Source organism: Paenibacillus sp. Paensp38 (genome assembly GCF_059491915.1).
The window spans coordinates 1,334,371-1,354,426 of sequence record NZ_CP168516.1 but is presented as its reverse complement, the minus strand read 5'-3'; the positions used below and the strand labels follow the sequence as shown (position 1 = coordinate 1,354,426).

Sequence of the window (20,056 nt, the reverse complement as noted above, 5' to 3'; positions counted from 1 at the left end):
CCCTTAACTATTTGGCAGCCTGCTTTTCCACACGAATGGGCTCTCTTGTTGGTTCGATATATCCCTGTTCCTTTGCAGTCGGCACGATCTGATTTTCCAGACGCTCTTTTTGAATCTTCAGTTGGGCGATATTGGTCTGTAATTTGGAAATGTCCTTGCTTGCCGTATTAATCGAATAATTGATTTGATAAATGTGAGCGTACCTGCCAATCAACATACCAGCAATGACAATGCACGCTACAAGTGTCAATAGATACAGCAGCTTTTCTCGAATCGGCAGCTCTCTGCGGCGTGTAACGACTTTGGTGGTCTCACGATACCGTTGTTGCTGAACCTGTTCCTGACGGGCTCTTTCTTTTACAGCCAAATTACCGCGTGTATAAGCCATGTCGCCTCTCCTTCTCCATTAAATTTACAATTTTTCGGCAACTCTCAGCTTCGCTGACCGGGACCGTGGATTAAGCTCCAATTCCTGCTCTGACGCTACAATCGGCTTACGGTTCACCAGCTTCAGATCGCCTATCATTTTGTCCTCCAAAATAGGCAAATCAGATGGATAGATGCTTTTCGCCAAATACTCCTTGAAAATATGCTTGCATATCCGATCCTCCAGAGAATGGAATGTAATGACCGAAATTCTGCCTCCTGGAGCCAGACATCTTATTGCCTGATGCAAAGTATCTTCCAGTGCACCCAACTCATCATTTACAGCAATCCGCAAAGCCTGGAAACTGCGTTTAGCCGGATGTCCCCCGGTTCTGCGTGCCGCAGCCGGAATTCCTTCTTTGATAATATCGACAAGTTCCCCTGTTGTGTGAATAGGCTTGTTCAATCGACGTTCAATCATGATCTTTGCGATCCGCCGTGAAAACTTCTCTTCTCCGTAATGAAACAAAATACGCGCAATCTCTGCTTCCGACCATTCATTGACAATTTCGTAAGCCGTAAGCGAGCTACTCTGATCCATCCGCATATCAAGCGGCGCATCATGATTGTAACTAAATCCCCGTTCCCCCTCATCGAACTGGGGCGAGGACACACCCAGATCGAACAAAATACCCTGGACCTGCGGGACGCCGTCTTTTTCGGGCAATCCCAATTCAGTCAGCTTGTCCTGCAAGTGGCGGAAGTTAGATTTCACTAATGAAATCTTTCCTTCATAGGCTGACAGCTTCTCTCGCGCATTGTTCAATGCCCAGTCGTCCTGATCAAAGGCAATAAGCCTTCCCTCAGGGCCAAGCTGTGATGCAATGACGGAACTGTGTCCTGCCCCTCCCAACGTGCAGTCCACATAAATCCCGTCCTGCCTGATGTTTAGTGCCTGTGTTGCTTCTTCTTTGAGTACGGTAATGTGGTGAAACAAACGGCTGACCTCCTAAATTACAATTCAAAGTTGAAATCAACCAATTTCTCAGCAATGTCATTAAATGCTTCCTCTGATTGGTTGAAATATTGCTCCCAAGTGTGCTTACTCCAAATCTCTACACGGGTGGACACTCCCAATACGACGCACTCTTTAGTAAGCTTGGCGTATTCGCACAAATTCCCCGGTAAATTTACCCTGCCCTGTTTGTCCAATTCGCATTCAGTCGCTCCCGAGAAAAAAAAACGGGTAAACGCCCGCGCATCGGCCTTCATCAGAGGCAGTGCTTTAAGTTTTTTCTCCATGACAGCCCACTCATCCATAGGATACACGAAGAGGCATTGGTCCAGCCCGCGGGTAACCACGAACGAGGCACCGAGAAGTTCACGAAACTTGGCCGGTACAGTAAGCCGACCCTTCTCATCAATGCTATGTTGGAACTCCCCCATAAACATTGGTTTCGTCACCCCTTACCCCATTCTCCCACTTTGGCCCACTTTCCACCACCTAAGCATAATAGATTCGCTTTAAAAAATCAAAGACCTCTTTTTCATTACCAAAAAGTGATAGAAGCTGGATCCATAGCATTATGTCTGTTATTGTAGCCCTGCGTCATAAGATACAAAAAAGCCCCTTATCCCATGAAGCCGGCACCCGACAATATGCATCAGGTTTCGAAACCACACGGAATAAAGGGCTTACTCTCTGTCCATTATGTCAACCTAAACAAACACTTGCATTAAAAACACAACACTTTTGCAGCGAAAATCGTGACGAAAAATCCGCTTACGCGTTCCAGCTGTCCAAATAGATCTTTTGGTCTTCAGTTAACGTGTCAATTTGAATTCCCAGACTATCAAGCTTGAATCGAGCTACCTGCTCATCAATTTCATAAGGTACATTGATAACGGCCTTACCAAGCTCATTATAACGATCATTCACGTATTTCAAGCCAAGCGCCTGAAGCGCAAATGTCGTATCCATAATTTCTGCTGGATGACCATCGGCGGCAGCTAGATTCACAAGGCGTCCTTCTGCCAGCAAATACATTTTACGTCCATCTTTAAAGCGATATTCCTCAATATTACGACGCACCGTACGAATGGATTCGGAACGTTTAGCAAGCTCAGGCTTACTAACCTCCACATCAAAATGCCCTGCGTTACACAGCACAGCCCCATCCTTCATCACATCAAAGTGTTCCCCTGTAATTACAGCCTTGTTACCAGTTACTGTAATAAAGAAATCACCCAGTTTGGCAGCCTCTACCATTGGTAACACATGGAAACCATCCATATGGGCTTCTACAGCCTTGATTGGATCAACCTCGGTTACAACAACGTTGGCTCCCAACCCTTTCGCACGCATTGCAACCCCTTTGCCACACCAGCCATAACCTACCACAACCACTGTACTTCCGGCTACAACCAGATTAGTCGTACGAATAATGCCGTCGAAAGCTGACTGTCCTGTACCATAGCGGTTGTCAAACAAATATTTGCAGTAAGCATCATTAACAGCCACCATCGGAAAGTGAAGTTGCCCTTCTTTTTCCAATGCCTTCAAACGAATAATGCCAGTAGTTGTCTCCTCTGCTCCCCCACGGATCGTAGAAATCAGATCAGGCCGTTCGGATTGCAACAGAGTAACCAAGTCACCACCATCATCTATAATGAGATCCGGCTTTGTTTCCAGTGCCTTGATTTGCAAATTTTTGAATTCTTCTGGGTCCGGATTGTATTTAGCTAATACAGTAACGCCATCTTCAACTAATGCGGCGCAAACATCATCTTGTGTGGACAATGGATTACTACCCGTAATAGTTACCTGCGCTCCACCTGCTTGTACCACTTTAGCCAAATAAGCCGTTTTGGCCTCCAGATGTAGACAGATGGTTACCTTCAAACCAGCAAAAGGCTGCTCTTGCTCGAATTGTTGACGTATACGGTTCAATACCGGCATATGTGCTTCTACCCAATCAATTTTCAAATGACCTTCAGGAGCCAATTTAAGATCGTGAACTATGCTATTTTGCAGAGAATGGGAAGTCATACTTTGTTTCCTCCTTCAAATTGGTTAAATTTTATTCCATGATAAATCCTATATAAAACAACAAATTATACATAAATAACACGATGCGTCCCCGTCAAATCCAATGGTACATTCATAATCGTATCCATCAGACTGAGACCATAACGATTCAGAAAATGATAGATCGTATACGCCCGCTCCTGCGGCTGTCCAAATGGGAAAAGCGACCATTCAATACGATCCCACTGGCGAAGTGCTGTTTCATTTTGTCGAAGCAACGCTTCCTGAACTTTTGCCTCCAGATAGGCGATCTGTGACAGAATCTTATCGCGGTTGGTTTCTCCAAGCCGTAGCAAACCTTTTTCAATCAAACCTGTCTGCTGCACAAGCGGTTCGTACATGCGGACAAAAGCTTCCTTTGCCCCGGAAAACTGATCCTGCATTCCAAGCTGATCTTGAGTGGCAATCCATTGCTTTTTCCGTTCCTCAAGTCCGTCTCGAACTTGACCAAAACTTAATTCATACTTAAGCATATGCTTTTCCACACCTGACTCTACCAACGTAAAAGACATTCGTGGCAGCAGTATCGGCATCTGCATCTCCAACACCCCGAAAGCATCCCGTGTAATCGCCCAGTAAGCAATCTCTCCTAGACCCAGCACAGATGCCAGCACCGGAAACAGTGAATCCTGCATTAGAGGACGAGTTAGCACATTATTACTAAAACGTTCGGGATGTCTATCTATCTCTTCAAGCAGTTCATCCACAGTAAACACCACCAGACCGTGTCGATCTGTGAATAGCCCAGCTTTTTTGAAAAGCAGCAAACGTTCATCTTCATGGATATAAAAGAGATTCGCGCCGCCTTCATGCACATCCGCTTGTAAATGATAGCCATAATCTACGATCCGCGTGGCAGTCGTCCGGTAAGCCTGCTCCAACTCATCATTGTGCTGAACCAGCCGCTTAAAAACGGATGCTTCCAGCTTGCGTAGCGAAGGATCTGCTGAATCCAAAAGTACTAATCCATAGCTGCCGAACAAAAGGCCCAGCAACTTGGCAAAGGCTTCACTCAGTCCATATGAGTCCGTTAATCCGTTCTCAATCATGCGCATTATATCAGCCTTATGTTCTGAATCTGGCAAGCTTTGCTCTATATCCGCTATCGCTTGCTTCCACTCAACAGTATCAACTTTAATCGCACTAACCGAAGAACGGCGTTCTAGTTGCTTATTCAGCTTGATTTTGACGGCTTGTGGGTCATTTGCCATTACGTATGTATGATTGACCTCATCCCAGTCATGATCTTCGCCAGCAATCCAGAAGACGGGGATAACCGGACGTCCAAGCCGTTCCTCAGCTTCTCTCGCTGCCTTAATAATTGTAGCGGCTTTGTAAATGACCAGCATCGGACCTGTGAACAGTCCGCTTTGCTGTCCGCCAGCTACTACTAAGGCATCTGGACTATCCAGACGGTCCAATGAAGCACGAACCGCCTCATGCGAATTGTATTTCTCATTGTATATACGAAGACATGCTACGACATCCTTACGGTTTAATCGCAGATGCCCCGTCTTATCCAGCCACTTCGCCCGTTGGGCATAAGCATCGGCGTGCAGCACATTATACTCATACAAATCGCTTGCGCGTCCCGTACCCTGTATATAATCTTCTGCCAAAGCCGACCCTCCGCGAAGCGTTTCCGGAATTATTTTCATGGGTCTGCCTCCTGTCTCCACCAAAACCTTACTGCTTGATTGTACCGAAAGCCCATGTCCACGTCAAAGCTTCCTACAAAAAAAACCGCCGAATAACTCGGCGGTTGTTGCATAAAACAAGATCAGGCGTAAGGCTCAGCTACAAAATGTCCTTTGGACACTTCGATGAGCGTGGCATTTTCCAGGTTATAAGCCCCTGTCTTATTGCCAGATGCATCATGAATCGGGCCTGCTTGGTCGCCTGGCATAATAATCCGTTTTTTGTTAGCTTCTACTTCTGGATCAGGGAGTGGGATCGCCGACAAAAGCATTTTCGTATAAGGATGGATCGGATTTGCATACAACTCAGCGCTTTCTGCAAGCTCGACCATTCTACCCATATACATCACAGCTACCCGATCACTGATGTGCTTAACCATCGACAGATCATGCGCAATGAACAGATATGTCAGACCCAAACGTTCTTGAAGCTCTTTTAGCAGGTTGACAACCTGAGCCTGGATAGATACGTCAAGAGCCGAAATCGGCTCATCACAAATGATGAATTTAGGATTAACCGCTAGTGCGCGTGCAATACCGATCCGCTGACGTTGACCACCAGAAAACTCATGCGGATAGCGTGTTGCATGGTCAGGGTTCAAACCAACCAGATCAAGTAACTCTTCAATCCGTTTCTTACGTTCTGCACGGCTACCCGCCATATTGTGAATATCCAGCGCCTCACCAATAATATCAGAAACAGTAAAACGCGGGTTCAATGATGCATACGGATCTTGAAAGATCATCTGCATATCACGGCGCATGGCTTTCATTTTACTCGGTGATAATTTGTAAATATCCGTCCCGTTAAAACGTACGCTTCCTGCTGTAGGTTCATACAAGCGCAAAATCGTACGACCCGCTGTAGACTTACCACAGCCGGATTCGCCAACCATACCCAGCGTTTCACCCTCACGAATATAGAAATTCAGGTTGTCCACCGCTTTGAGCACACGGTTTTTGCCAACATTAAAATACTTTTTAAGACCTTCAACCTCAATTAAATTGTTGCTACTCACCATGATCTCACCTCCTATTTCTTCAACTTCGGATCAAGCGCATCACGCAAGCCGTCGCCAAAAAGGTTGAACGCAAGCATAATCAAACTGATCAAACCTGCCGGGAAAAGCATCCGCCACGGGTAATACATCCACCCGGTCAGAGCTGATTCAATCATTGAACCCAGCGATGCCTCCGGATTCGGTACCCCTAACCCGAGGAAGCTCAGGAAAGCTTCGGAAAAAATAGCGGTCGGAACGCTCAACGTCAATGTAACGATGATCGGACCTACTGCATTAGGCAAGAGGTGGCGGAAAAGCAAACGACCTGCTCCAGCACCCATGGAACGGGAAGCAAGTACAAACTCTCTGTTTTTGAGTTGCATCATTTCACCACGTACAATCCACGACATGTTAATCCACCCGGTCACACAAAGCGCAATAATGATTGTAGTGATACTTGGCTCCAGTACAACCAGCAACAGGATCGTAACAAGCAAGTAAGGAATGGAGTACAAGATTTCAGAAAATTTATTCATGATTTCATCAACGCGGCCACCAAAGTAACCCATAATTCCACCATAAATAACACCAATCAGCAAATCAATCAAAGCTGCAGCCAGACCTATCGTCAAGGAAATCCGTGCTCCCATCCATGTACGGACAAACATATCACGTCCAAGATCATCCGTACCGAACCAATGCTCCGCGGAAGGTGGCAGATTCGTGCTGAGTAAATCATTAGAGTAATAATTATAGGGTGACAATATCGGGCCGATTAAAGAAAAAAGCACAATCAGAACTAAAACAATCAAGCTAGTCATTGCAACCTTGTTTTTACGAAGTCGTTCCCAGGCATCGCGCCAAGCAGATAAGCTTTCTCGCTGAATAACTTCAGACTGCTTTTCATCGACACCTATTTTTTGGAAATCTTCCGGTTTCACCTGAAGTTTATCCAAATTCACAGCATTGTCTTTCACAGACATAAAGTTACCCCTCCTTCCCGCCGGACAGCTTAATCCGAGGATCAATAAACCCATACGCGACATCTGTAATAAAACGCGCTAACATAAGCAAAACACCGTAAAAAATCGTTATCCCCATAATCATAGTGTAATCACGGCTTGTGATACTTTCCACAAACACTTTACCAATACCGCCAATCCCGAAAATCCGTTCAATAACCACAGATCCGGTAATAATATTCGCTGTCATTGGACCTACGTAGGTAACAACTGGCAAAATAGCATTCCGCACAACGTGCTTGAACATGATCGTAATGGATTTCAAGCCTTTAGCTTTGGCCGTTTTGATATAATCTGCATGCAGTACTTCTATCATACTGGAACGCGTCAATCGTGCAATAAACGCAATTGGTTGAGCGGACAAAGCCGCAACAGGCAGAACGTAGTCCATTGGGCCCTCAAAACCCATAACATTAAACAATTCCAACTTTTGGGCAAAAAAGAACTGGATTAATGATGCCAAAACGAAGCTGGGAACCGCAATACCTAGAATTGCCAATATCATCGCTACGGTATCAATGAGTCTACGATGGTACAAAGCCGCCAGCATGCCTAGTAAAATACCGACAATAATGGAGACAATAATTGCTACCAGACCTAATTTTAATGATACCATAAAGGTCTGTCCAATAATGTCGCTCACATCTTGATTCAATTTTTTCATAGAAATACCAAAATCACCCGTAACAATATCACCTAAGTATTTAAAATATTGTACATATACAGGCTTATCCAACCCATACTGTTCCATTAATCGGGCTTGAATCTCAGGAGACGTCGCTCTTTCGCTCATAAAAGGGTTACCTGGAATTGCCTTCATCAGAAAGAACGTCGCAGAGATCAGAATGAGCAAAGAAATAAGCATAAATATAAATTTACTGATCAAATAACGCGCCATCGCCCGTTTACACCCCCCATATTTTTTCGACACCATTCGATTCTATAGAAATAGAGTTGGGTTGTCCAATCTACTTATATGCATGGTTAATTTAATCATATTAAGAAGAACCCTCACACACAAAAAAAACGGGATATATATGGCAGTACCCACATATATATCCCGAAGTAACTCTTCAACTTCAGAATCAAGTATCAGCTACTTACTGTGTTATATAAGCTCTTGTAAAATCAATTGCACCACTAAAATCCAAGGCAACGCCTTTTACATTTGGTTTCGTCAAAGAAGTATTAGAGTAGTAATAAATCGGCAGTAAAACCATATCATCCTGAACAAGAAGCTTCTCTGCTTTCGCAAATATTTCCATGCGTTTTCCTGGATCAGTTTCTGTTTTAGCCGCTTTAATCAAACCATCATATTCAGGATTAGAATATCCAGAATTATTGTTGCCATTACCAGTTGTCCAGATATCCAAGAATGTCATCGGATCATTAAAGTCAGCAGACCATCCACCACGAGCAATTTGGAAATTCAACTTGTTACGTGTTTGGATAAATACGCCCCACTCCTGGTTTTGCGTTTTCACATCGATTCCCAGGCTTTTCTTCCACATATCTGCAACTGCCAAAGCAATTTTTTGGTGTCCTTCAGTAGAATTGTAGAGTAGAGTGATTGGAGGGAGTGAAGTTACTCCTTCTTCCTTCATACCTTCTTGAAGCAATTTCTTCGCTTCAGCTACATCTTCTTTGAAATAATCATCTTTATGCTCATTACGGTATTCCTGAGATAAACCTTTAATACCCGGAGGTACAAAGCCGTAAGCAGGAATCTCTCCACCCATCGTTACTCTATCAACAATCGGCTGACGTTGAATCGACATTGCAAATGCTTTACGAATTTTAAGATTATTGAACGGTTTTTCGGTGACGTTAAACAAATAGTAATAGGTGCTTGCTATACCTTTAGCCTGGAATTCATTAGGCATTTCATTTTTCACAGCCATCATTTGGTCTGCAGGAATTTCACCATTTGGTTTACCTGCATAATCAAGTTGTCCACTTCTGTAAGAAGCGAGTTCTGTTGCACCGCTGTTTACAAGGGACATTGTAATTTTCTTCAGTTTAATTTCGTCCTTACCCCAATAATTCTCGCTTTTGGAAACCTCAATCTTTTGACCTGTCTCCCAAGTCGACAATGTGAAAGGCCCGTTAGTGATCATGCTTTCTTTTTTAGTCGCCCATTTATCATTACCTTTAACAGACGGATGCACCGGATAATAGGTGTAGAAAGAAGTCAATCCCAGGAAGTAAGGTGTTGCATGTTCCAGTTCTACCTGTAATGTATGGTCGTCAACTGCTTTGACACCTACATCTTTGAAGTCCGTAACTTTAGTACCTTTAAAAGATTTGGAAGTGCTCAGGTTGTAACCCTCAGCATTTTTGATATAGTACAATTGGTAAGCATATGGAGGTGCAGGAGCCGTGGAAGGATCCAATACCCGTTGCCAAGCAAATACGAAGTCGCTTGCTTTGACTGGGTCGCCATTACTCCATTTTGCAGTATCGCGAAGCTTAAACGTATAGGTTTTGCCGTCATCGGAAATTTTCCAAGATTCAGCTACACCAGGAATTTCTTTACCATCAGGGCCCATGCGAACAAGACCTTCATACATTGTTTTTAAAACAGTGTTTGCTTGAGTATCTTGAGCCTGTGCCGGATCGAACGTTGGCGGCTCGGATGCAAGGTTAATGCGCAAAATTTGCTTGTCGGCCGGAGCCGGCGTAGTCGAGGTGTTTTCTTGTGCGCCCTTACCATTGGTATCGTTCTTGCTGGAGCCGCAACCTGCGAGCAATGCGCCAACTGCAAGAATGAGTGTCAAAAGGACTAAAAAGCTTTTCCTTTTCATCTAGCGTTTTCCCCCTAGTTCTAAAGTGGTATATGTTTATAGATTATACAACCAGCGGTCAAAAAAATCTACATTACATTTCTTCAAATTGAGCTTTTTTTTCAAAAAAACATGATTAATTCATATTTTCTCACCGTTTCATGTCATGTTATATCACATGATGTTGAATATATTCTTAAATATACCAACAACAGTCAACAAAATATACGCCAATGTCATTGCTATAAAAGTTAATCTCCAGACCGCTCTACATAATCTTTTACCATCAACCTTTCCTTTTATTCGATTTTGAGCTCCTCCAATTAAACCCAAGGCCAGTAATAGGAGCAGTAGAATCAAATAAAAACCGAATCGAGATGTAAAAATGACGTTAAAGAGTGCTGCGACGGAAAATATCAGAAAAAACGTGGTAATATCCATAGAAGTAAGTAACGATTTCTTTTTTTCCATTTTAAGAATGTAGCGACAAACCGCAAACACGATCAAAAACGGAAAAAAGGGAAGAATACTGAAAGTGATAATGGTACCTTGTATAAGACTCAACTGATCACCCCTCTTTTAGCCGCATACCTTCAATTAATTGCCACAATACCTCATGAGTTGGTGCAGTAACCCCAGCCTGATCTGCCATCTGCACCAGTTGTCCGTTAATTGAAGCAACTTCTGTCATGGACTGTGCAAGTACATCAGCTAGCATGGACGAGTGATTTTCTGCCGTTGACCGGCATACATTTATAATTTGCTCCCACCATGCGTTTTCCCAGTGGATACCATGAGCTTCATACACTTGAATGCCTTCATCGTACAACCTGCGCATCATATGTATTCGAATAGGGGGCGAAAGCAGCTCGCCATTACGAACTCGCCATACCGCCGTCAGCGGATTGATTACAGCATTGATCAACAACTTGCGATACATACCGTTCTCGATTTCTTTCGACAAGCAAGCGTCAAATCCTGCTGCAAGCAGCCGATTTAGCACACATTGGTTAAAATTATTGTTCTTCGACTCCTCCCCTTCCTCCGAACAACCTATTTCAGTAACACCCGATCCTGCATGTATAATAGATGCGACTCCCTGCCTCTTGGCTCCTTCAGTCGTCACAGCAGGGTATACCACAGCTTTAGGCCAAGCCTTTCTAATGCGTTCTATATGACCGATTCCATTCTGCAAGCAAACGATTCCTATATCTCTGTCCATTTGAGCTGCAGGCTGGATCTGTTCTAATACTTCCTCAATCGCCCCCTGTTTGGTCATAAGCATTATCCATCGTGCCGGAGCCTGTGAATTTAACCGTTGCCAATCCGCCAATGGCGCTACCTTCAATTTATCTCCAGACATATGTACTGCCACCTGCCCCTCCTTATCAAACACAGTGATTCCTTCATGAGTAATGACGCGTGCCTGCTCAAGTGTACGTGTCCACAGCCTTACTTTTGTACCCGAGGCAGATAACCTCCCGGCAAACAACAATCCCAGCGAACCCGCTCCAATAATATCAATCACCTTTGTATCGTCTCGCTTCCATCTTTTTTTCTACTATATCATATGCACTCTAAAGAAATACAAAAAACGCCAACTACGGCAAAGCGCTAGTTGACGTTTTATTTCAGAATTGCAGAAGTAATCTTGTTACTCAATGCGCTCCAGATTCCCATTGGCATCCATTTTGAATCTGGATTTAAGCTCTTCCTCATCTTCAGTAATTAGAGCCAAGCGCCGAGCCCGGTCCATAATCTGAATCAGAGCTTTATAATCATCATTCACAACACGATAGTCGGTTTGCACCTCATTCACTTCTTTGGACAGCCGGTCATTAATGGAGCGAAGCTGACTCAATTCTTCTTCCTTTTCCCGTAAATCTTTCTCCAGCATCTTAATCTGCCGATTCGTTTCCTGGACGGATCCCTTCCATTGACGCAAGAAACGAATTACTGCATCAATAGAAAATGTATCCTCACTCGTACCATCCGTTCTGTACCCACCTTCGACTGTATCAAGCGAGGCAAAAGCCGCAACCTGTGATACACCTACCGGGTTCTGCTTGCGGATATAACTGCGCTTCTGGCGCTGTGCTTTGGCAATGCTAATTGCTTCATCGTAACGTTTGCGCACGCAACTGTTCCAACGAAAGCCGCATGCTGCAGAGGTTCTTCCTATCTTTTGTCCAACCTCCTCAAACGCAGCAAGCTGCGTTCCACCTTCACGGATATGCCGCAATGTCACCTCCGCCAATATCAAGTCATCTTCCACACTCCATGCATCTTGTCTTATTGCAGTCATGCCTCTAGCCCTCCTAACAACATCCTGAAATAACCGTCTTCATGAACCGATCCTGCCGGTATTTGAATAGGGTATAAAAGCTGTTTATTCATTCCTATGCCTCTCGTAGAGTTCATAGAATCTATTTGATACTAAATTGTATTTCCATTTCTGCAAGAACTCATACGTGAACGTAAACAGTTTCGGGTTTCAAGCATGCTCAGACTGCTGTACAATAAAATGAATGGTTAAAGAAACAGAAAGGATCATATACATTACCATGAGTTTTTTTCGGGAATACATAAAAGGGGAAACCAAATGAACAAACGAATAAAAATCACAATCAGCACCCTGCTGAGCACCATTATGTTGCTAACTTTCATATATGTACGTCCTACTCTAGCCGCTCCCTCCCAAGAAGAAAGTCAGATTTTACAAGATAGTCTGTCGATTGTAGAGATAGACCATGAAATTGAGCGAATCAGTCAGGAGCAACAGACTCTTTTGCAGCGCCAGCAGGAACTGCGAAGTAACCTCACCGTTCAGCAAGAGCAAATGACCATACAACGGAAGCGTGCAGGCTCTGTGCTGCGATCTTATTATATGGGGGAAAGGGACAAGCTGTTAAGTGTGGTGCTAGGGGCAAAAAGTATAAGGCAACTTCTCTCTCTGTACGATTACTACTTGTTATTGATTAGTCACGATCAGGATGTGCTTCAAGAATACGAATCCAATTATCAATCTATGCGAAAAACAGAACAACAAGTCATCCAAGCGTCAATGGAATTGGAGACAGTCAAAACAAACTTACTGGCTCAACGCAAACGCATTGTCCTGCTTCAGTCGCGTGTAAATGACGGCGTTAACGCCAGTAATGACCCGGATACCCTACGCAAGCTAATTGGCGAAATGACAGCTTATTGGGAAAATGTAGGTGTCTACGAGGTAAATAAACACTTTAAAGCATTAGCTCAAGCTATGCAGGATTTACCGCAATTCATTCAACAACAACAAGGTGCCATGGTTACAAATGGAAAAGTCATTACGATAAGCATTCGTGAAGAGGACTTTAACCGTTTTTTAAAGTCAGAAAATGAATTGTTTAATCACTTCAACTTTACATTTGCGCAGGATCAAATTATGGTAGAAGGCCAACAAGGAACGATGAAATTAAGGGTAGAAGGTCACTACACGGTAGAGAATGAACCGAAAAATGCAATTTTATTTCATGTGGATCGATTAGTATTTAATGGTCTGGAACTACCTGATACGACCCGCAACAAGCTGGAAAGGGATTTTGATCTGGGTTTCTACCCACAGCAGCTTATTTCCTATGTCAAAGCCACAGAAGTACGCACTTTAGCAGGAATGCTTGAAGTTAAGCTCGAATTAAACTTTAAATAAGCTTTTGCCCACTTTCATTGTTCTGAACTTTTACGTGTACAAAACAAGAGACCCCGGGATATTCCCGAGGTCTTTATTATTGTAATAACGATAGGACTTTATAGCAAATCAGCTGCCAACTGCGCGAGCTTGGAGCGTTCTCCTTTTTCCAACATAATATGCCCGCTAATCCCTTCTTGCTTAAACCGCTCCACCACATAGGTTAAACCGTTGCTGGCTGCATCCAGATAAGGGTGATCAATCTGCTCCGGGTCTCCCATCAAAATGATCTTGCTTCCCTCACCCACCCGAGACACAATCGTTTTAATCTCATGTCGGGATAAATTCTGCGCCTCATCGACTATAATAAATTGCCCAGGTATCGAACGTCCGCGAATATAAGTAAGTGCCTCCACCTGAATACTGCCCAAGCCCATCAAAATTTTGTCGATATCACCTGATTTTTTGGCATCAAACAGATATTCCAGATTGTCGTAGATTGGTTGCATCCATGGACGAAGCTTTTCATCCTTTTCTCCTGGTAAATAACCAATATCCTTGCCCATAGGAACAACAGGTCGAGCAATCAGCAGTTTCTTGAAGCGATGCTCATCCTCTACTTTAAGCAAACCTGCCGCCAGCGCCAGCAACGTTTTGCCCGTACCCGCTTTTCCTGTAATGGTCACGAGAGGGATATCATCATTAAGCAAAAGCTCCAATGCCATCCTCTGTTGAGCATTGCGCGCGCTGATTCCCCATACTGATTCGTTACTTAAGTACAGCGGCTCTAATCGCTCTGCCTCCTGGTTAACTTTCAGTAATGCTGATTTTCCAGTTCCCATTTCATCTTTCAGAATGACAAATTCATGTGGATACAGTGTATAAGGTAGTTCCAGTGACTTGATTAGTAAAAACCGGTTAGAGTAAAATTCATCTATGATGGACGGGTGCACCTGTATTGCCGAGTATCCGGGGTATAGCTCACTTAAATCGCCTGTTCTATCGGAGAGGTAGTCTTCAGTCAGCAGTCCCAATACATCTGCTTTGATCCTGACCAGCACGTCTTTACTGACCAAAACGACCGAACGCGGCTCAGGCTGCTCCTGCTCTTCCAGATGATAATTCAAGGCGACCGCCAAAATCCGGTTATCGTTCGAAACCTCCCCGAACATCTCCTGAACTTTCAAAAAACTTCGGTGGTTCAACTCAACCTTAAGCCTTCCACCTTGGGGAAGTGGAACGCCACTATGCAGATGGCCCACTTCTCTCAACCCGTCCAACAATCGCGATACATTGCGGGCATTCCGTCCAATCTCATCCGCGTTGCGTTTTTTGGAGTCGATTTCTTCCAGAACTACAGCTGGAATAACAACTTCATGTTCTTTGAAGGTAAAAATGGCTTTCGGATCATGCAGCAGCACATTCGTATCCAGCACAAAAATTTTCTTCATTAAATCCCCTCCAAAGCGGCGTGGACAATCTCGTGTTTCATACCTATACCTATTCACCGGGTACCTAATACTTGCTGATTCCCTGAAAAAAGAACCCCAAAGCAGCATAAAACAACGAAAAGTTGTAAGTGAAGATAGCCTCTGAGCCTGTCCATTTTTGAATTTAGACACAAAAGGCCCAGTGATTGCTCACTGGACCTAGACTTGGTTCACTATAACTTTAGACATACCTCAACCCCCTTATGTTATATAAGAGCTTTACTCGCTGCGAGTATAACATAAGCGGGAAGAAATATACATACTCAGGAATTGGAAGAAGCTGCGGTATTGTCGCTTACTTTTTTAGCTAACTCCTCTTGTAGCGCTTGTTTGGCCAAATCGAGCTGTTGCTCATCAATGTACACATACGGGCTACGCCATGTTCCCGCTACCGGATTGTATTTCACATTTTGCTTGGAAATATTCCAATAGGTTTGTACGATATTCTTCATTTGCTGTGACTCAATATCTGTCATCATATTCTTATCAACCGATTTAATAATTGCACTAAACTTGGTCAAAGCGTTAAAGGATTGCATTTGGTCAATTAGAGAATGAAGCACCTGATTTTGTCGACGATTGCGATCAAAATCGTCAGATTCAGCTGTTCTCGGACGACAATTCGATTTGCGGTAGCGAACAAAATCAAGAGCCTGGTCACCGTTCAAATGCTTGGCTCCAGCTGTCAGATTAATATCGGTACCATCTGCACGGTCACGATAACACATGTTTTTATCAACCGTCACATCTACGCCACCCAAATTATCTACTACATCTCTAAAGCCCTGGAAGTTAATAACCGTCACATAATCGATATCAATGTTTAAATATTTGCCGATCATCTTCTTCATCTGTTCTTCAGCAACTTCACCAGATTCTTTTTCTCTAGCCTTAAACACCGGATAATACTCATTCAACTTGCGAGGTTTATATCCATCCATTTCTAGACGCGTATCGCGCGGTAGGGACACGATGGTAGACGATTTAGTATTGGGGTTCAATGTAGCTACCATAATAACGTCGGACAAATAAGTCGGATGATCAGGGCGGTAATCGGTTCCTAGCAATAAGATAGTCAAAGGCTTAGTTTCTGCCAATTGTGTTTTGGGTACTTCCTTGTTGATCCCCGTATCCAAAACTTCCTCTACCTGATTGTAAAGATAGTAGGTATAACCACCTGCTGCTAAAATACCTATAATGAGCAGAAACAAGACAAACTTCATAAACGATCTGAAAAAGCTTTTTTTCTTTTTCGTTTTTTTCGGTTTGGCGGATTTTTTCCCAGTTTGTGTCCGGGGAGGCAATCCGTTCGAAAGATTACTCATGCTTCAACACCTTTTCCTGCGTTTTGAGAAATATAGCTTTCTCCAAGTTTACAATCCTAAAACACACACAGCGGCGCATCCCGTTCCCGGGCGTCGCCGCTGTGGCCAAAGACCAATCCAATCAATTACATATTTGCTTGTGCTGTTTTACGTTGCTTCTCTGCACGCTCGCGTTCACCTTTGTTCAAAATCTTTTTACGCAAACGGATGGCATTAGGTGTAATTTCGCAATACTCGTCATCATTCAGGTATTCGAGCGCTTGCTCCAAAGAGAAGATTACAGGTGTTTTCAGTTTAACTGTATCGTCTTTTGTTGCTGAACGAACGTTTGTCAGTTGTTTTTCTTTACAAATGTTAACGACGATGTCGTTATCACGTGTGTGCTCTCCAACGATCATACCCTCATAGATTTCAGTACCTGGCTCTAGGAACAAAATACCGCGATCTTCTACGCCCAGCATACCATAAAATGTAGAGCTGCCGTTTTCTGTTGACACGAGTACACCCTGATGACGTCCACCTACTTGACCGCCAACAAATGGTCCATAGCTGTCAAACGCATGGTTCATTACGCCATAACCACGAGTCAAAGTCAGGAAGTTTGTAGTGTAGCCGATCAGACCACGTGCAGGGATCAGGAATTCCAAGCGAACTTGTCCGGTGCCGTTATTAATCATGTTAACCATTTCGGCTTTACGGGAGCCCAAACTTTCCATAACTGCGCCCATGCTTTCTTCCGGAATATCAATAAGGAGACGTTCGATTGGCTCCATTTTCTTACCATCAATTTCCTTGACGATAACTTCCGGTTTGGACACTTGCAGTTCGTAACCTTCACGACGCATGTTTTCAATCAAGATACCCAGATGCAACTCACCACGTCCGGATACAATAAAGGCGTCCGGGCTATCCGTTTCATCAACACGTAAGCTGACATCCGTTTCGAGTTCTTTCAGAAGACGCTCACGCAATTTACGGGATGTTACCCACTTACCATCGCGACCTGCGAATGGGCTGTTGTTAACCAAGAAGGTCATTTGCAGTGTCGGCTCATCAATCTTCAGTACAGGCAGCGCTTCAGGATGGTTTGGATCAGCAATGGTTTCACCAATGTTGATATCTTTAATTCCCGCAATCGCTACAATGTCACCAGCGCCCGCTTGATCCGTTTCAATACGTTTCAGGCCTTGGAAGCCGAACAGCTTCTCAATACGCGCCGATTTACTACTACCATCACGTTGCATAACTGTGACTGCTTGCCCCTGCTTGATGATACCGCGGTTTACACGACCTACTGCAATTCGGCCAAGGTATTCGTTATAATCCATCAGTGTTACGAGGAATTGAAGAGGCTCATCTACATTCTCAGTTGGAGCCGGAATATGCTCTACAACTGTTTCGTACAATGCTTGCATGTTATCGTCTTGCTTTTCAGCATCCATGCTGGATGTTCCGTTCAGCGCCGAAGCGTACACAACAGGGAATTCCAGTTGCTCATCATTCGCACCCAGCTCGATGAACAGATCCAGTACTTCGTCAATAACTTCTGCCGGACGAGCCGCCGGACGGTCAATTTTGTTCACTACAACGATAGGCGTCAGATTTTGTTCCAGCGCTTTACGCAGTACGAATTTCGTTTGCGGCATGCAACCTTCGTAAGCATCTACGACAAGCAAAACACCGTCAACCATTTTCATAATCCGTTCCACTTCGCCACCAAAGTCGGCGTGTCCTGGTGTATCTACAATGTTAATCAGATAATCTTTGTAAGTGATAGCTGTATTTTTAGCCAAAATCGTAATACCGCGTTCACGCTCCAGATCGTTGGAGTCCATGGCGCGCTCCTGAACAGCCTCGTGTTCTCTAAATGTTCCGGACTGTTGAAGCAGCTTGTCGACAAGCGTCGTTTTTCCGTGGTCGACGTGGGCAATAATCGCAATATTGCGAATGTTTTCTCTAGCATGCATGGTTTGTATCCATATCCTTTCCGTATATCAAAATAGTGTCTCTATCCTGAAGCAGTGCTGATTCAAGGCTAACAATCGTTCTTTAGGCCCACTCCCTGCCAGCCTTCTATATGTTTCAGGCTTTGTACAGACAGCTTCTCTCTCCGATTCGCGTGAAAACCTTAAAATAAGCGTCAGAAATCATTCCGACGCTCTTATCATATCCATTATATTATAGTTGAAATATGTCATAAAGCAAGACATTATTGCCTGTTCCGTAATTTACCGCCATAAAATCTCATTGCTTGTCGTTTACCATTTGCGTTTGCCGCGGTTGTTTACGACCAACCAGATTCCAGCGCCGATCAGTAAAACTGCAATAACATATATGATACCCGTTCTTAACAGGGTAATGACCAATAAAAACACCGATACCAAGCCCAATATCACGCCCCCCGTATATACATTACGAGAAAGCGAAATATCATTAATGGCGTACTCCCATAATCCAACCGCCACACCTAGAAGTAACAAAGGCCATAAATAGGCCATTAAATTCCAGCCCCAAATATTGCAGAGCAAAAATAAGAAGCCATAAACCGATAAAATCCCTGCTGGCAGCAACATAAAGGGTGAAACTTTACGCTTCATGTACATTGCATGCAGTACGATTCCAGGTATTAAAAACAGCAAAGGCCAAAAGTTTCGTCCCAAGAAGGAGAACGTCCCCAGTTTCCCCAACAAAATAATCAGTCCTACGGCAACAATGCCCACTCCGATCATACGCTCTTTTCCGGAATTCATCGTGGTCTCCTTTGTTTGCTGAATTTGTTTTTAGGTCGCTTAATGTGATTGTTTTTAAGTATATTTTAGCCGATGTTTTCCAAAAAAACTACGTTCAAATATGATGAGCACGTAGCTGACGATATATTCCTGCAATCACAACTGCTGAGGCTAAGAGTCCTGGTAACCATGCATGTATAAGCTCTCCCGTACCTGCTAACCATACACCCAGTCGGGGATCACGCAGTAGCATTTCTCCTGCCGTAAAAGCCAGGATTGCAGATCCGAGCAAAACAAGTACAGGGAACCGGTGAAGCCAGATCGCAATTACGTTGCTGCCCCAGACAACTATCGGAATGCTAATTGCAATACCAATGACAATAATGGCGATATCCCCATCTGCTAGTGCTGCAATAGCTAATACGTTATCTAGACTCATCACAAAGTCCGCTACCAGAATCACCTGTATAGCCTTCCATATGGTTGTTTCTGCTCTGACTCCTACATGATCCTCACTCTCATAAAGCAGCTTAAACGCAATCCATAACAGAAGTAGACCGCCTGCCGCCTGAATAAAGGGTATGCCCAGCAAAATGACAGCTACAAAAGTCAAAACACAGCGCAGGAGGACTGCACCGACTGCCCCCCACCATATAGCTTGACTCCGCTGCCTTGCAGGCAAATTTTTGCTCGCCATGGCTATAACAACCGCATTATCACCGCTTAACACCAAATTAATCATTAATATTTTCAACAGCAAAATGATATGCTCCATGTGTACAAACACCCCCATCCTACTTGTATGCGAAATAGGACGAGGCTATGCTTATAAGCTTTGTCAAATAAGTCATCATTTATTAAAAAATGATGTCAAATTCGTTGAGTAAA

18 protein-coding genes are annotated in these 20,056 nt (G+C 43.9%); 1 reads left to right on the top strand and 17 read right to left on the bottom strand.

What is annotated here, in order from left to right; genetic code table 11:
* Positions 1–7: 7 nt before the first annotated feature.
* The 12 genes from ACEN8J_RS06115 to ACEN8J_RS06060 form a co-directional block, all read right to left on the bottom strand.
* Entirely contained in the window at positions 8–388 is a 381-nt protein-coding gene (locus ACEN8J_RS06115; RefSeq protein WP_029517759.1) for a type VI secretion system membrane subunit TssM, read from the bottom strand.
* Positions 389–412: 24 nt separating this feature from the next.
* Positions 413–1,363: a 16S rRNA (cytosine(1402)-N(4))-methyltransferase RsmH gene (rsmH, locus tag ACEN8J_RS06110; protein WP_023989455.1), complete on the bottom strand. Its 951-nt coding sequence runs from the start codon at positions 1,361–1,363 to the stop codon at positions 413–415.
* Between the two features lie 17 nt (positions 1,364–1,380).
* Positions 1,381–1,818: a division/cell wall cluster transcriptional repressor MraZ gene (gene mraZ, locus ACEN8J_RS06105; RefSeq protein WP_013311099.1), complete on the bottom strand. Its 438-nt coding sequence runs from the start codon at positions 1,816–1,818 to the stop codon at positions 1,381–1,383.
* Positions 1,819–2,149: 331 nt separating this feature from the next.
* Entirely contained in the window at positions 2,150–3,415 is a 1,266-nt protein-coding gene (locus ACEN8J_RS06100; RefSeq protein ID WP_013311100.1) for an adenosylhomocysteinase, read from the bottom strand.
* Between the two features lie 65 nt (positions 3,416–3,480).
* Entirely contained in the window at positions 3,481–5,112 is a 1,632-nt protein-coding gene (gene bshC / locus ACEN8J_RS06095; protein ID WP_342425026.1) for a bacillithiol biosynthesis cysteine-adding enzyme BshC, read from the bottom strand.
* Positions 5,113–5,234: 122 nt separating this feature from the next.
* On the bottom strand, positions 5,235–6,173 hold the full coding sequence (locus ACEN8J_RS06090) for an ABC transporter ATP-binding protein (protein ID WP_029517761.1): 939 nt from the start codon (positions 6,171–6,173) through the stop codon (positions 5,235–5,237).
* A gap of 11 nt (positions 6,174–6,184) precedes the next feature.
* Positions 6,185–7,135, bottom strand: a complete 951-nt coding sequence (locus tag ACEN8J_RS06085; protein ID WP_029517762.1) for an ABC transporter permease — start codon at positions 7,133–7,135, stop codon at positions 6,185–6,187.
* Positions 7,136–7,139: 4 nt separating this feature from the next.
* Positions 7,140–8,072, bottom strand: a complete 933-nt coding sequence (locus ACEN8J_RS06080) for an ABC transporter permease (protein ID WP_029517763.1) — start codon at positions 8,070–8,072, stop codon at positions 7,140–7,142.
* Positions 8,073–8,274: 202 nt separating this feature from the next.
* Complete coding sequence (locus ACEN8J_RS06075; protein WP_029517764.1) at positions 8,275–9,978, bottom strand: peptide ABC transporter substrate-binding protein; 1,704 nt, start codon at positions 9,976–9,978, stop codon at positions 8,275–8,277.
* A 153-nt stretch (positions 9,979–10,131) separates the two neighbouring features.
* Positions 10,132–10,521 carry a DUF3397 domain-containing protein gene (locus ACEN8J_RS06070; protein ID WP_013311106.1) on the bottom strand — a complete coding sequence of 130 codons (390 nt, stop codon included), beginning with the start codon at positions 10,519–10,521 and terminating at the stop codon, positions 10,132–10,134.
* Between the two features lie 4 nt (positions 10,522–10,525).
* A complete protein-coding gene (locus ACEN8J_RS06065; RefSeq protein ID WP_049817000.1) occupies positions 10,526–11,485 on the bottom strand; it encodes a ketopantoate reductase family protein in 960 nt (319 codons plus the stop codon).
* Positions 11,486–11,611: 126 nt separating this feature from the next.
* A complete protein-coding gene (locus tag ACEN8J_RS06060; RefSeq protein WP_495594344.1) occupies positions 11,612–12,262 on the bottom strand; it encodes an RsfA family transcriptional regulator in 651 nt (216 codons plus the stop codon).
* 297 nt (positions 12,263–12,559) lie between these two features.
* On the opposite strand from ACEN8J_RS06060, the gene ACEN8J_RS06055 reads away from it, so the two are divergent.
* Positions 12,560–13,645: a coiled-coil domain-containing protein gene (locus tag ACEN8J_RS06055; protein ID WP_495594343.1), complete on the top strand. Its 1,086-nt coding sequence runs from the start codon at positions 12,560–12,562 to the stop codon at positions 13,643–13,645.
* Positions 13,646–13,743: 98 nt separating this feature from the next.
* Here ACEN8J_RS06055 and ACEN8J_RS06050 read toward each other — a convergent pair whose 3' ends face one another.
* The 5 genes from ACEN8J_RS06050 to ACEN8J_RS06030 form a co-directional block, all read right to left on the bottom strand.
* Positions 13,744–15,075 (bottom strand): PhoH family protein, encoded by a 1,332-nt coding sequence (locus ACEN8J_RS06050; RefSeq protein WP_029517767.1) that lies wholly within the window; start codon positions 15,073–15,075, stop codon positions 13,744–13,746.
* Between the two features lie 302 nt (positions 15,076–15,377).
* Positions 15,378–16,439 carry an LCP family protein gene (locus ACEN8J_RS06045; RefSeq protein WP_029517768.1) on the bottom strand — a complete coding sequence of 354 codons (1,062 nt, stop codon included), beginning with the start codon at positions 16,437–16,439 and terminating at the stop codon, positions 15,378–15,380.
* A gap of 125 nt (positions 16,440–16,564) precedes the next feature.
* A complete protein-coding gene (typA, locus tag ACEN8J_RS06040) occupies positions 16,565–18,406 on the bottom strand; it encodes a translational GTPase TypA (RefSeq protein ID WP_029517769.1) in 1,842 nt (613 codons plus the stop codon).
* Between the two features lie 291 nt (positions 18,407–18,697).
* Complete coding sequence (locus ACEN8J_RS06035) at positions 18,698–19,189, bottom strand: LiaF transmembrane domain-containing protein (protein WP_029517770.1); 492 nt, start codon at positions 19,187–19,189, stop codon at positions 18,698–18,700.
* 94 nt (positions 19,190–19,283) lie between these two features.
* The gene (locus ACEN8J_RS06030) at positions 19,284–19,943 is read right to left on the bottom strand and encodes a TerC family protein (protein WP_029517771.1); all 660 of its coding nucleotides are present in this window, start codon (positions 19,941–19,943) and stop codon (positions 19,284–19,286) included.
* Positions 19,944–20,056 lie beyond the last annotated feature (113 nt).

What these genes read in the sequence shown, in the direction of transcription:
- ACEN8J_RS06115 (WP_029517759.1), bottom strand. Translation starts at nt 388, where the DNA reads ATGGCTTATACACGCGGTAATTTGGCTGTAAAAGAAAGAGCCCGTCAG.
- mraZ (WP_013311099.1), bottom strand. Translation starts at nt 1,818, where the DNA reads ATGTTTATGGGGGAGTTCCAACATAGCATTGATGAGAAGGGTCGGCTT.
- ACEN8J_RS06100 (WP_013311100.1), bottom strand. Translation starts at nt 3,415, where the DNA reads ATGACTTCCCATTCTCTGCAAAATAGCATAGTTCACGATCTTAAATTG.
- bshC (WP_342425026.1), bottom strand. Translation starts at nt 5,112, where the DNA reads ATGAAAATAATTCCGGAAACGCTTCGCGGAGGGTCGGCTTTGGCAGAA.
- ACEN8J_RS06090 (WP_029517761.1), bottom strand. Translation starts at nt 6,173, where the DNA reads ATGGTGAGTAGCAACAATTTAATTGAGGTTGAAGGTCTTAAAAAGTAT.
- ACEN8J_RS06085 (WP_029517762.1), bottom strand. Translation starts at nt 7,135, where the DNA reads ATGTCTGTGAAAGACAATGCTGTGAATTTGGATAAACTTCAGGTGAAA.
- ACEN8J_RS06080 (WP_029517763.1), bottom strand. Translation starts at nt 8,072, where the DNA reads ATGGCGCGTTATTTGATCAGTAAATTTATATTTATGCTTATTTCTTTG.
- ACEN8J_RS06075 (WP_029517764.1), bottom strand. Translation starts at nt 9,978, where the DNA reads ATGAAAAGGAAAAGCTTTTTAGTCCTTTTGACACTCATTCTTGCAGTT.
- ACEN8J_RS06060 (WP_495594344.1), bottom strand. Translation starts at nt 12,262, where the DNA reads ATGACTGCAATAAGACAAGATGCATGGAGTGTGGAAGATGACTTGATA.
- ACEN8J_RS06055 (WP_495594343.1), top strand. Translation starts at nt 12,560, where the DNA reads ATGAACAAACGAATAAAAATCACAATCAGCACCCTGCTGAGCACCATT.
- ACEN8J_RS06050 (WP_029517767.1), bottom strand. Translation starts at nt 15,075, where the DNA reads ATGAAGAAAATTTTTGTGCTGGATACGAATGTGCTGCTGCATGATCCG.
- ACEN8J_RS06045 (WP_029517768.1), bottom strand. Translation starts at nt 16,439, where the DNA reads ATGAGTAATCTTTCGAACGGATTGCCTCCCCGGACACAAACTGGGAAA.
- typA (WP_029517769.1), bottom strand. Translation starts at nt 18,406, where the DNA reads ATGCATGCTAGAGAAAACATTCGCAATATTGCGATTATTGCCCACGTC.
- ACEN8J_RS06035 (WP_029517770.1), bottom strand. Translation starts at nt 19,189, where the DNA reads ATGAATTCCGGAAAAGAGCGTATGATCGGAGTGGGCATTGTTGCCGTA.
- ACEN8J_RS06030 (WP_029517771.1), bottom strand. Translation starts at nt 19,943, where the DNA reads ATGGAGCATATCATTTTGCTGTTGAAAATATTAATGATTAATTTGGTG.